This is a genomic window from Emticicia fontis, from assembly GCF_054779675.1.
Map to the genome: position 1 here is coordinate 22520 of NZ_BAAGXU010000027.1, position 11721 is coordinate 34240.

The 11721-nt window shown below is 35.3% G+C and carries 12 protein-coding genes; 4 read left to right on the forward strand and 8 right to left on the reverse strand.

Going from position 1 to position 11721, the window contains the following annotated elements:
- Window positions 1–23: 23 nt before the first annotated feature.
- Entirely contained in the window at window positions 24–1304 is a 1281-nt protein-coding gene (locus tag ACYVFA_RS14290) for a DUF2851 family protein (protein ID WP_460472515.1), read from the forward strand.
- Between the two features lie 57 nt (window positions 1305–1361).
- Here the strand turns inward: ACYVFA_RS14290 and ACYVFA_RS14295 are convergent, their stop codons facing one another.
- From ACYVFA_RS14295 to ACYVFA_RS14310, 4 genes are all read right to left on the reverse strand, one after another.
- Window positions 1362–1574: a hypothetical protein gene (locus ACYVFA_RS14295; RefSeq protein WP_460472516.1), complete on the reverse strand. Its 213-nt coding sequence runs from the start codon at window positions 1572–1574 to the stop codon at window positions 1362–1364.
- Between the two features lie 7 nt (window positions 1575–1581).
- Entirely contained in the window at window positions 1582–3048 is a 1467-nt protein-coding gene (locus ACYVFA_RS14300) for a CCA tRNA nucleotidyltransferase (protein ID WP_460472517.1), read from the reverse strand.
- A gap of 335 nt (window positions 3049–3383) precedes the next feature.
- Window positions 3384–3785: an ExbD/TolR family protein gene (locus ACYVFA_RS14305; protein WP_460472518.1), complete on the reverse strand. Its 402-nt coding sequence runs from the start codon at window positions 3783–3785 to the stop codon at window positions 3384–3386.
- Window positions 3786–3812: 27 nt separating this feature from the next.
- Window positions 3813–4490, reverse strand: a complete 678-nt coding sequence (locus ACYVFA_RS14310; RefSeq protein ID WP_460472519.1) for a MotA/TolQ/ExbB proton channel family protein — start codon at window positions 4488–4490, stop codon at window positions 3813–3815.
- 452 nt (window positions 4491–4942) lie between these two features.
- Between ACYVFA_RS14310 and ACYVFA_RS14315 the strand changes: the two genes are divergently transcribed.
- Entirely contained in the window at window positions 4943–5311 is a 369-nt protein-coding gene (locus tag ACYVFA_RS14315; RefSeq protein ID WP_460472520.1) for a VOC family protein, read from the forward strand.
- A gap of 165 nt (window positions 5312–5476) precedes the next feature.
- Here ACYVFA_RS14315 and ACYVFA_RS14320 read toward each other — a convergent pair whose 3' ends face one another.
- The 3 genes from ACYVFA_RS14320 to ACYVFA_RS14330 all read right to left on the reverse strand — a co-directional run bounded on the left by ACYVFA_RS14320 (window position 5477) and on the right by ACYVFA_RS14330 (window position 9486).
- Window positions 5477–6130, reverse strand: coding sequence for a hypothetical protein (locus ACYVFA_RS14320; protein ID WP_460472521.1), 654 nt, complete (start codon window positions 6128–6130; stop codon window positions 5477–5479).
- A gap of 228 nt (window positions 6131–6358) precedes the next feature.
- Complete coding sequence (locus ACYVFA_RS14325) at window positions 6359–7843, reverse strand: helix-turn-helix domain-containing protein (protein WP_460472522.1); 1485 nt, start codon at window positions 7841–7843, stop codon at window positions 6359–6361.
- Window positions 7844–8211: 368 nt separating this feature from the next.
- Window positions 8212–9486: an aminotransferase class I/II-fold pyridoxal phosphate-dependent enzyme gene (locus ACYVFA_RS14330; protein ID WP_460472523.1), complete on the reverse strand. Its 1275-nt coding sequence runs from the start codon at window positions 9484–9486 to the stop codon at window positions 8212–8214.
- Window positions 9487–9888: 402 nt separating this feature from the next.
- On the opposite strand from ACYVFA_RS14330, the gene ACYVFA_RS14335 reads away from it, so the two are divergent.
- Both ACYVFA_RS14335 and ytxJ read left to right on the forward strand, forming a co-directional pair.
- Complete coding sequence (locus tag ACYVFA_RS14335) at window positions 9889–10698, forward strand: hypothetical protein (RefSeq protein ID WP_460472524.1); 810 nt, start codon at window positions 9889–9891, stop codon at window positions 10696–10698.
- 73 nt (window positions 10699–10771) lie between these two features.
- Window positions 10772–11110: a thioredoxin family protein gene (gene ytxJ, locus ACYVFA_RS14340; RefSeq protein ID WP_460472525.1), complete on the forward strand. Its 339-nt coding sequence runs from the start codon at window positions 10772–10774 to the stop codon at window positions 11108–11110.
- A 40-nt stretch (window positions 11111–11150) separates the two neighbouring features.
- Here the strand turns inward: ytxJ and ACYVFA_RS14345 are convergent, their stop codons facing one another.
- Window positions 11151–11579, reverse strand: a complete 429-nt coding sequence (locus ACYVFA_RS14345) for an OsmC family protein (RefSeq protein WP_460472526.1) — start codon at window positions 11577–11579, stop codon at window positions 11151–11153.
- Window positions 11580–11721: the final 142 nt, after the last annotated feature.

Genomic DNA, 11721 nt, shown 5'->3' on the forward strand with positions numbered 1-11721 from the left:
TTGATTAATAGGCTTATCTCACTATGACAGAGGCTTTTATTCACTATCTGTGGCAATTTCAACAATTTAATAAATCTTTGCTGCGAACAACAAATCAGGAGCCTATTAAGGTTCTGAAAACCGGTATTCTGAATACTGATGCAGGCCCTGATTTTTCGCAGGCAAGAGTCCAGATTGGTGAGATTGAATGGGCCGGGAATATAGAGATTCATATTAAATCGTCAGATTGGAATAATCATAATCATCAATTTGATGGTGCCTACAATAATGTCATATTGCATGTAGTGTGGGAGCATGATAACCCAATTCTTAGAAATGATGGAAGCGAAATACCAACGCTAGCGCTGAAATCTATTACAGATATTACTTTATTACATAACTATCAGACATTACTTGATAATAAAAGTGTTATTCCTTGCGCTCCACAATTTAAAGAAGTTTCAGTTTTATCCAGAATTGCTACTCTGGATAAAGCTTTAACCAAACGCCTGATTCAAAAATCAAAGATTGTAGCCGAATTATTAGAAGAAAATCAGGGAAATTGGGAAGAAACAGCCTATCAGTTATTGGCTAAAAACTTTGGTTTTAAAATCAATTCAGAAACTTTTCTGAGATTAGCCAAGAATCTACCGCTAAAAGTATTACAAAAGCATCGGGATAATCTCACCCAAATCGAAGCCATACTCTTCGGGCAATCAGGATTATTGATAGAGGCAGATGAGTATTCAAAGAAACTAATACAAGAATATGATTTCTTTGCCGCTAAGTTTTCTTTAAAGCCTCAAATGCTGAATGTGCATGAGTGGAAACTTCTTCGTACCAGACCAACCAATTTTCCAACTATTAGAATTGCTCAGTTAGCAAAGTTGATTACTTTACAAAAAAGCTTTTTCTCCCTATTTACACAGACAGAATCGATTGAAGATTTGCGAAAATCCTTGCAAATCAAACAATCTGAATACTGGCAGGAGCATTACCATTTTGGTAAAAGATTGGCGAAGAAAAGTAATGGATTAGGTAAAGATTCAATAGATAATCTGATAATCAATACAGTTATCCCACTATTGGCATGTTATTCACAAAAAATGGATAATCAGTCATATATGGATAGAGCCATTGCGTTTTTAGAATCGTTTCCACCAGAGAGTAATCATATCATTGATATGTGGAAGAATCTTGGATTGGAGATTAGAACAGCTTTTGATGCACAGGCAAGTATTGAACTCTACAACAATTTCTGTACCCAGAAGAAATGCCTGCAATGCAATATTGGCGTAGAGATTTTGAAGAAACAATTTCTATAATACAAATAAAATGCCTTGTAAGCTACAAGGCATTTTCTTCTTTAAGCATTAATAAACTTAGGCTCTATTAATCAGGCTAATTCCTGATACCATCAAGATAAAACCTAAAATAGCCGGAGCAATTTTTCTGGCACCTTCTACATCAAATCCCATCAATCTATTATTGCTGGACATAAAAGCGGCACAGGCAAACAATAGTAATAGCAAGCCTATCCCTGTTAATATTCCACCCAAAGTTCTTTTAAACTTAGCGTTTTCGTCATTATTCATAAAAAAATCAAGATTTAGGTTCAAGTGAATGTGCAAATTCCTTTATTTCTTCTTTTGTTTTTACTGGTTTAAAATTCAATTTTTCTCCTTCGGCAATCATAAAATCATAAGCAGTATCAAAATCATTTGGAATCGTACCATCCAAAATAGCTTCCCGAATAGCAACCTTTATATCGCCTACTTCACGGGATGGCTTCAAATCAAACACCTCCATAATGATTTCTCCTGTAATAACAGGCTGGAAATTCCGAAGCTTGTCTTTAGCTTCTAATTCTATCAGCATTTCTTCTACCTTATCAAAGTTGCCCAGATAGCGCTTTACTTTGCTCATATCCTTAGAAGTAATATCAGCCCTACACAAAATCATCAAGTATTCTATATCATCTCCGGCTTCAAATAATAATCTCCGAAGTGCTGAATCGGTTACTCCTTCTTTTGCCAAAGCAATCGGACGTAAATGCAATCTTACCAGATTTTTTACCATTTTCATTTTGGCATCCAATGGCAGTTTCAATTTCCTGAAAATAGTTGGTGTCATTTTCGACCCTAATTCTTCGTGTCCATGAAAAGTCCAGCCGACTTTCGGGTGAAAACGTTTGGTAGCTGGCTTGGCAATATCATGCAGAATAGCCGCCCAACGCAACCACAAATCGTTTGATTTGATTGCTACATTATCTAAAACCTGCAAAGTATGATAAAAATTATCCTTATGCCCTTTCCCATCCTGTGTCTCAACCCCCTGCAACTCACAGAATTCAGGGAAAATGATTTGCAACAATCCTGTATAGAACAATAGTTTGAAACCATAGGAAGGTGTTTTGGACAAGACAATCTTATTCAGTTCTTCCGTAATCCGCTCTTGTGACACAATACCTATGCGGTCTTTCATTGCTGAAATAGCATCGAAAGTAGTAGCCTCAATATCAAAACCTAGTTGAGAGGCAAATCGAATGGCACGCATCATACGCAGAGGGTCATCAGAAAACGTAATTTCCGGACTCAATGGCGTACGAATAATTTTCTTCTGAATATCAGCTACTCCATCAAAAGGGTCAACTAAATGTCCGAAATCTTTGATATTTAATGAGATACCAAGCGCATTAATCGTGAAATCACGTCTGTTCTGATCGTCTTCTAAAGTCCCATCTTCTACCAATGGCTTGCGCGACTCATGGCGGTAAGATTCCTTTCTGGCCCCGACAAACTCTACCTCCAAATCATCTGACTTGATTTGTGCCGTACCAAAGTTCTTAAAGAAACTCACGTGCACATGATCACCTAATTTGCTCGCTACTTTTTCTGCCAGACCAATTCCACTACCCAGACAAACCACATCTATGTCTTTGTTAGGTCTGTTCAGTATGAGGTCGCGTACATATCCACCAATGACATACGCCTCTACGCCCAGTTCAGTAGCCGAACGGGCGATTACCTCAAAAATTGGTTCGTTAGATATGTGTTCTTTAAAATTCATATATTCGTTGTGGTTTTATCTTGAACCGTGCCGCGAGGGTTTTCTATTAAAATTGAACAGCACTCTGATTTAATAATTTCCAAAAACCTGATTTTATAGATTTCTAACAAATTATTAAACACTCAATACAAAATAGTTTTTTAATCACTAAATCACTCATTTGCTCAATCACTCAATGAAAGCTCAAGAAAGATTAAAACAGCAAGTTTGTCATTAACATAATAATAACTTAGAAAAGTTGCAATTTAATAAGGATTCAAGATTTTAAGGCGTATAGACAAAAAAATAGCCGATAAATTTATCGGCTATTCAATATATTATCGATTTAATGCTTATTATTTGTTAAGCTCGGTGGCTAATACCATCCGTATTTTTAATTTAGCTCCTAGCGACATCGCATCTACCAAATCCTGCACTGTAAGCGAACTTTCTGCTCTGAGTACTACCGTAGGCTCTTCCATTTTAGAAGTAGCAGCTATCAGCCTTTCTTCCAGTTGCGGAAACGGCACGGGTGTACTATTTATATAATAAACTTTGTCTTTGGTGATAGTCAACGAAATTGGTTGCTTACTTACATCATGCGTTGATTTAGATGATTTTGGCAAAAGCAACTTAATTACGTTCGGATTCCCCAAAGTAGATATAATCAGGAAGAACAACAGCAAGAAAAACATAATGTCATTCAGTGAGGCTGTTGATATTTCCGCTTCGAATCTTCTTTGTCTTTTTAATTTCATTTCTGTAAAAATCAGATGAGTGAAAAATTATCTGGCAGGCTCGTTCAGCGTATCCAGGAAATCCATCACGGTTGCTTGCAAATGAATACCAAATTTATCAATCAGCATATTAATACCATGATAACCGGCATAGGCAATAACCCCCACAATAAGGCCTGTGAAAGACGAAATCATTTTTTCATACAAACCATTGGCGATGATTTCGATGGTAAAGTTTCCGGTTGTGGCAATATCATAGAAAATACGGATAATACCTGAAATAGTACCGATGAAACCCAGAATAGGTGCAACCCCGGCAATTAACCCAAGGTAACCCATATTTTTCTCCATTTTAGAAACCTCCAGGTTCGACTGGATTTCCATCGCACTTTCAATGTCTTTTACAGGTCGGCCAATACGCGTAATACCTTTTTCTAATATACGTGAGATTGGCAGATTCGTGCTTTTACAAAGGGTGATAGCAGTACGTAAGTCGCCTCTCAGGATATTGTCTTTTAATGTTCTCAGGAATCCAAAGTCGATATTCGAAGCGCCTTTAATGAAAAGGTAGCGCTCTACAATGAAAAATATCGTCAGAAACAATAAGAATAATAAAGGATAAACAACAATACCACCTTTCAATAAGAGACTTAAATAATTAATTGATTCGGCATTTGCTGCAGTTGAAGTTGAGTCTGGAACTTGAAGCAAAATTGGTTGTAGCATGAGGCAAAGAATATAGGTTTTCGTTATAAACTTTAAGAAAGCTGAATTTAGTATGCAAGTTAGCTTTTTTTTTAACGTATAGCAGAAGATTAATGCGATTGTTAAGAATTGAATTGATTTAACGCAAGATTTAAGTGTAAAAAACTAAATTTAAATCAACACTTTGAAGAAAATTAGATTTTTATTATCTGACAATATATACATTCCAATTTCTCATATTTAAGATTGAAAATAAGGCACTTACAGTCAATTATTACTTATAAGAAATGTGAGATTTATTCTTAGCTAAAGTCAGTTGTCTGTAATATCAAATCTTAATTTTTACAATTTAAGCTACTTATAAGCCCTTGTTTCTTGATTCAAATCAATTTCGAACGAGAACAAAAAATGATTTTAATTTTCTTTTTACATTAGTGCAGTTAATCTTTTTAAAAACCTACACTTTTACATATATGAATTTCTCAATACTCGTACCCAACATTTTTTATACGAATATAAATGATGCGATGGCATTATTTGTTGATTGTCTGGAATTTACCATTGCGCATAATGAATTGAATTCAGCAAACCCATTTTGTGTCTTGGCCAAAAATGATATAAGAATAAACTTATTTCAGAATCCGGCATTGGCAAAAGAACATAACCCCGAATTCAGGCTGGTAACTGATAATATTGAAGAAGTGTATGCCAAAGTCTCAGCCTCACACCCACATTTATTACATCCAAATCTGAGTAAAATTACTCTTCGTCCGTGGGGTGCAAAGGAGTTTGCTTTGATGGATAAGCAGTTAGGGATTGTTGTGCAGGAGTGGGGGAGGTAAGATTTTGTGTTCTAGGAACGCTTGATGTGATGGATAAATGAATATTTAGCCAAATAGATTTTGTGAATTAATTGATATATTTATTTACGATTTTTGGGAATATTCACAGAGTATTAAAATATATTCGTGCTAGTGCCTAAAATATACATTCTTATCGTAGTCAAATTAGATTTCGGATCTTATGTGGTTAGGGAAATAAACACTAGGGTTTAAGACTCTTTCAAGATCGTCGATTTTGAGTAAATTCTTAATTACTTTTTCTATACATTTTCTTGTAAGTTCCTTTACAAACAAGTCGGGTGGAATCTCATATAAATCTGCTAAATTTTCACCTGATTCTTTAGAATAGTTTATGGCTCTTTCTAAAAATTTGTATGTCCAGACATTTAAGCCATAATGCCTGCCATCTTCTAAATCTACATGTATATTGCAAAATTTATTTTCAATATCCCAGTTGCCTGGGTCACCTGCTTCAAATTCTAACCACAATTTAAATTTAGGGCTTTTAGTTTTTCTGCCTTTTAACTTATTGTATAATTTTCTTACTTCTTTAATATCATCCCAACTTTCACTTTGGTGCATGGCAATAAGCAAAAGCTCTTTCGCTTCTTCAATGCTATCGGCGTATGCTTTTATTGTTGAATTCTTCCAATGCCTTTGCGTTTCGGGTATGAAGTATTCAAACTCAAACTTATCATTTCCAACACCATGAACAGATATAAACCATTCACTTTTCCAATCGTCGGTTTTCAGAATATTAAGTGTATTGAAAGATGTTAAGCCATAAAGAGTGGTTTTAAGAAAAGTATTATTTATCATTGAAAAAAAAAGCTAGCATAGATTTCGCAATTTCAATCTGATAGTCAGAGGCTTCTTCATTTATTGATTCCTGATAAATTTCTTCAAGCGTTTTACTAGCTTGCGCTGAACATCTGATAATAGGTATAAGATTATTTTAAATATGGATATGAAGGTAGATTTGAATACAAAACAGCCCCAATAAACAAAATTCATTGGGGCTGTTTATTAATCTTTATCTTAAAATCCCTAATTCTCCATCGCCCTCAATGCTTCTTTCATCTGCTTAATCTGACGTTTTTTCTGCAAAATAACTGGCGCCGCTACGCGTTCTTTACAGTCGAATAGGCTACAACGTTCGCAGGTTTGGTTCACATCACGGGTAGTGATTTTGGGGTCGTCTAAGAACTTGAGTTTGGTTCGCAAATCATCATTCATCTCAAAGCCCATCGTCACGCTGATATTCAGATGCGAAATGATATTTAACGGGCGTGCCATCGACATCACAAAATACTGACTTTTTGAATCAACATAGTTAGATATTTGTACACCAACTAATGGCTCTCTCACTTCACCTTTTTGTTGTAAATCCGACACATCATCCAAGATGTTCAACGAAATCCAACGGCGGCAATAATGCTCTTGCTGGGTTTCGTGAGGTGTATGGCGTCTGGCCAAATGCATTTCCTTCGTTAGATGATAATCTTTCTTACCATTGGGTGCTTCAAAACGAAGGAAGAAAATACCATCAATCCCAAAATACTTAGGTAATACATTACTGATTCGGTGGTAAAGCGTTTCCGGTGTTGCCTGAAAATGCTCAGCCAAATCAACTAATGCTTTATCACTCCAGATAGTCTGGTTAAATAATTGTTCTAATTTCTCAATCAACTTTTCTCTCCGAATCAGAATTGCTCCAGCAAAGTACGAAGCATTGAAATTATTCAATATCTCTTCAAACGATTTTACTTCTACCCACGACGACGTATAAGGGCGGTCTTTCATTTTCATAAATAAGAATCCTAATTCACGCCCTAGTGTAAACGCTCGTTGGTCAGAAGTAATGCGTTTATTAATTAACAAAGTATTGGTCTTAGGCAAGAAAACCGAACGGATATTGGCAATATGCGGATAATCTTCTTCGTCGAAATACTTAATTGTAAATCCATATTTATCAGTAAGGAGATTGGACAGGAAAAACTCATCCACCTGTTGGTCGGGACCAATTTTATGTTCTGCTAGAAAGCGATCAACAGTATCCTCAATTTCAGGAAAATAATTGTCGTGCATTTCCTGATACGAGCGCAACACGGCAAAATAAAACTGCTCAACCGTCATATTATAATTACGGCCTATCTCAATAATAGTACTGATAAAAGCACTGAGTTTGGTAGGCGCACCTGAAAGTAATTCGAGGAGGTCGGCAGGGGAGATACCAAAAATTTCAAAAGGAAGTTCAGTCAGGAAGTTTGAAGCCAACAGTTCAGAAATCGGTTCAAGCTTCTTATTGAGTTTCAGCGACACCAGGCTATCATAATCAACACCCATCGCATCGGCCAGCGCCACAATTTTATCAGATTTCGGATACTTTTTACCTTTTTCAATTTCATTAATATACGACATCGACAGACCTGATTTTTGTGCCAGATCGGTCAGTGACATACCTTTGTCAATTCGCAGTTGTTTTAATTTTAATCCAAATACTAGTCGGATATTGTCGGTATTAAGGCTCATTTAATAATCTTTGGTACTTAGTAGGTTAAGTAAAAATACTTAGTCGTTTGTTGAAGGAGTCGTTTGTGAGTTAAAGATAGATAAAAATTGATGACCTGCCTAAAGAATTGGATAAAAGAAAGACAAATTTATTAATTTACTAAGAAGGATAATTGAGCGAATGAGTGATTGAGCGCTTTAAGACTGTTTTAATCTTGAATGGCGAATGGTAAATTAGCGAATAGTTAAGATAAAAGTTCAGCAATTAGCTGTTCGCTAATTTACTATTTGCTAATTCAGAATTAACTACTAAATCGCTCAATAAACAAAAAACCTCCATCGCATCAGCAACAGAGGTGTGTGTTTATTTTAGATTAATTGAAGCTTTATTATACCAAACTACGTTTTTTGTCACTCATTTTAAATCCTTTCAGCACTTGTTCTTTGTTAAATGAGCCCTCTTTCTCAAGCACTTCTATATATTCTGCTAATAAATCGCATAAGTTTTTTACATCATTTACAGTTTGATAAAGGCTTAAAGAAATACGGAAGCCAGAGTGTTTTACCGGAACAGCAGGTACAGTTGATGGACTTAATAAGAAATCTTTACCCATCAGGAATTGTGAAAAACGAATCAATAACTCAACGCTACCCAAACCTAAGAAGAATTGTGGTGTATGGGCATAATTAATAATTGGTAGATCTAATTCTTTTGCTTTTTGTTTAAACACAGTAATCAACTCATTCAAACGCATTTGTCTTTCATAGATTTCCTCTGACAGATGGATATCAGCAATACAAGAAGCTGCCGTAATACCTGCGTGCAAAGTAGGAGCCGAGAATCTCAAAGCACCACCACAGTTATAAACTGTTTGTTTAGTCAGTTTATTCGGGAAAACCAAAGCAGAACTAAATGCACCAAAACCTTTGTTTAAAGAAGTGATAAGATACATTTTTTCATGGTGGGGAATATGGTGTAAGGCATAACCTTTACCATGCTCGCCAATCCAGCTCATGCCATGAGCATCATCTATATAAGCTTTAAACTTATCGTAAGTATTCAATAATGTTTCAATGTCTTTCATCGGAGCAACGTCTCCGTGCATAGAGTATACACTATCTGCCATATACCAGACATTGTCATACTTTTCGCTCAACATCTTAATTCTCCTCTCCAACATATCCATCTGGCTGTGTTTCACCATTTCAACATGGTAGCCATCGGCTTTTAAAGTGCTTACCGCCAGCTGAACGCTCTCATGTACAAATTGGTCCATGATAATTGCGTCATTTCGGCCAATAATAACAGGAAGATAGGCAAAATGCCCGAGTGTGGTGCTTGATGCAAGAAATGTGGGTAAGCCAAAAATCTTTTCCAACTTATCCTCTAATTCAAGGTAATGGTCAAACGACATATACATTCTTGAAATAGAAGTCTGCATACCGTATTTCCTGATGCCTTCAATTGCTGCTTCTTTTACTCTTTCGTCATTTTCAAAAGCAAGATAATTATTTGACATGAAGCTGATGTAAGACTTACCGTCTATTGAAATCTTACGACTTGACTCCTCATCTTGTTGTGCTTTTACCTGAATGAGTCCAAGGTCACGGGCTGTACTGAAAACATCATTCACATACAACATTTGTTTTGGCAAATCTTTCATAAAATTGATTTTTAGGTTATCGTAATGGCTAATTTTTCTGAAAAATGGGGACTTATTTTCGGATATAAAGATTGTCAAAAAATGTACCAATATTTAGGAAAACCTTTCGCAACCGATAAATGGAGTGATATTATGGATAAGTGGATGAAAAAAAAGACTTTTGAACAGCCGCTTGAAAAGTTTTTTGATTATTTTTGATAAAAATAAAGTTAATATTATATATTTAGCACGTCTTTTGATAGAATGTATGCCATGAAGCACTCTATTAAAGACAGTCAGACTAAAACCTCTCAAAAAATTTGATATTCAAGTTTTAAATCTTATCATTGTCAGGAGAATCAGGACTAATTTAGTAGTGGTGTTTTTTTTCGTCCAAACCTTATATAATTGTTATTCTAACTCATGCAAAGAGTTATTACTATATTATTAGGAATATTAGTAATATTCAATATCTATGCTTTTCTGAACGATTATAGCATAGCTCTGCTTGTAGGTGCTACTATGTTGATGCCTATGCTTGGAGTCTATTACGGGTATGCACGTAAATGGGAAACTGCTGGAGTAGATAAACTTATGTACTTTGCCTGTATTCTTGGTGGATTTTCTGATATCTCCATTTACCTGAATTATAAAAATAATGGAGAGCTTACACAGATTACGCTGGCGTGTGTAGTGCATCTGGTATATATTATCATTTTTCAAAAAGAGGGCACGCATGTATATAATTTAGAGCGTAAAAATCTTTTAAAACTCGCTATCCCTGCCGGGTTTGTATTCTTCTTTTTTGGCTTTGTTTTACTAAAAGTTATCCCTGATACGGTTTTTCTGATCACAGTACTATACGCTTTCGAATTATTCGTATTGGTAGTATTGGGTTATTTCCGTCCGGTTACCAAGAAAAGCTATTGGATTGGCTTTACTGGTGTAACTCTAATTCTGATAAAAGATGTTTTCTATAGCGAATTTCATTTTATTAATCAAAATCCGTTTGTTCATTCATTAATGGACATCACAAATGCTTTAGCTTATTACTGCATTACCTGGAGTATCGCTATCAATCAGAATGATAAATCTACTATTCCAAACTACGTAGGAATAGTTTCCAAATTTCTGAAATTCCTGAGGAATACCCATATCGTAAAAATGGTCTCACTTAAGATACTTAATATCCGCTACCAGCTAAGTATTATCTATCGTAATTATTTATCTTAATTGTTTCAGAATATTTGCCGAAACTTTTACTTTTTTCTTTTGGTTAAAAGAATAGAATAAATTTGGGATAATAATGAATTGGAATACAATTAACGACGAATTACAACTAGAAGAAATCAGACAAAAATCTTTTGAACATCCGGTTTTAGTGTTTAAACATAGCACAACCTGCTCAATCAGTGCTACATCTTTGAACCGAATAGAAAGAGCTTGGGACACAGATAAGGCCAAGAATATTGAGCCGTTTTATTTAGATTTATTAAGATACAGAGGTATATCTAATAAAATTGCCAAAGATTTTGAGATAGAGCATCAGTCTCCACAAGTATTATTGATTCAGAATGGAGAATGCACCTACGATGCCTCACATTTTGAAATCAGATTTGATGAAATTGTAAGTCAGATAGCCTGATAAATGAAGAGGGAAGTTTTCACACTTCCCTCTTCTTATGTTAAGCCGGTTCGGCTACGTGCCATTTAAAATTGAAAACCTGTTCAACATCAGGGTGCAAACTTAGTGCAACAGGGCAGGTATGTGCAATACGTATATACTTTTGCTTTACTTCTTCGCTTAATTCTTCAGGAGTATGCATCGTAAAGTTTACTTCTATCTTGACAATTCTGCGTGGCAATTCCGCCGACATTACCTTGGTTACTTCTACCTCAGAACCTGCAAAGTCAATTTCATCACGGCGAGCTGCAATTCCCATTACAGTCATGGCACAACTACCCAATGAGGTTGCCGCAAGGTCGGTAGGAGAAAAAGCCTCACCTTTTCCATGATTATCTGTAGGGGCATCTGTAATAATTTCTATACCTGATTGTAAATGAGTAGCTTGCGTACGTAGCTCGCCAAGGTAAGTGATTTTTGAAGTCGGCATCTTTATTAAAATTAAAAGAAATTATCTTATTTTGTTGAATAATACCCGTCAAAAATACGTTTAAAATAAGTATTCACAAAAAAAACAGCATTTCCCTAACAATTTAATTACTTTTAATGTTGCTATTTATAAAAATAAATCT

Coding starts and splice junctions, on each gene's coding strand:
- ACYVFA_RS14310 (WP_460472519.1), bottom strand. CDS start 4,490: ATGCTACAACCAATTTTGCTTCAAGTTCCAGACTCAACTTCAACTGCA.
- ACYVFA_RS14290 (WP_460472515.1), top strand. CDS start 24: ATGACAGAGGCTTTTATTCACTATCTGTGGCAATTTCAACAATTTAAT.
- ACYVFA_RS14315 (WP_460472520.1), top strand. CDS start 4,943: ATGAATTTCTCAATACTCGTACCCAACATTTTTTATACGAATATAAAT.
- ACYVFA_RS14330 (WP_460472523.1), bottom strand. CDS start 9,486: ATGAAAGATTTGCCAAAACAAATGTTGTATGTGAATGATGTTTTCAGT.
- ytxJ (WP_460472525.1), top strand. CDS start 10,772: ATGAATTGGAATACAATTAACGACGAATTACAACTAGAAGAAATCAGA.
- ACYVFA_RS14320 (WP_460472521.1), bottom strand. CDS start 6,130: ATGATAAATAATACTTTTCTTAAAACCACTCTTTATGGCTTAACATCT.
- ACYVFA_RS14325 (WP_460472522.1), bottom strand. CDS start 7,843: ATGAGCCTTAATACCGACAATATCCGACTAGTATTTGGATTAAAATTA.
- ACYVFA_RS14305 (WP_460472518.1), bottom strand. CDS start 3,785: ATGAAATTAAAAAGACAAAGAAGATTCGAAGCGGAAATATCAACAGCC.
- ACYVFA_RS14345 (WP_460472526.1), bottom strand. CDS start 11,579: ATGCCGACTTCAAAAATCACTTACCTTGGCGAGCTACGTACGCAAGCT.
- ACYVFA_RS14335 (WP_460472524.1), top strand. CDS start 9,889: ATGCAAAGAGTTATTACTATATTATTAGGAATATTAGTAATATTCAAT.
- ACYVFA_RS14300 (WP_460472517.1), bottom strand. CDS start 3,048: ATGAATTTTAAAGAACACATATCTAACGAACCAATTTTTGAGGTAATC.
- ACYVFA_RS14295 (WP_460472516.1), bottom strand. CDS start 1,574: ATGAATAATGACGAAAACGCTAAGTTTAAAAGAACTTTGGGTGGAATA.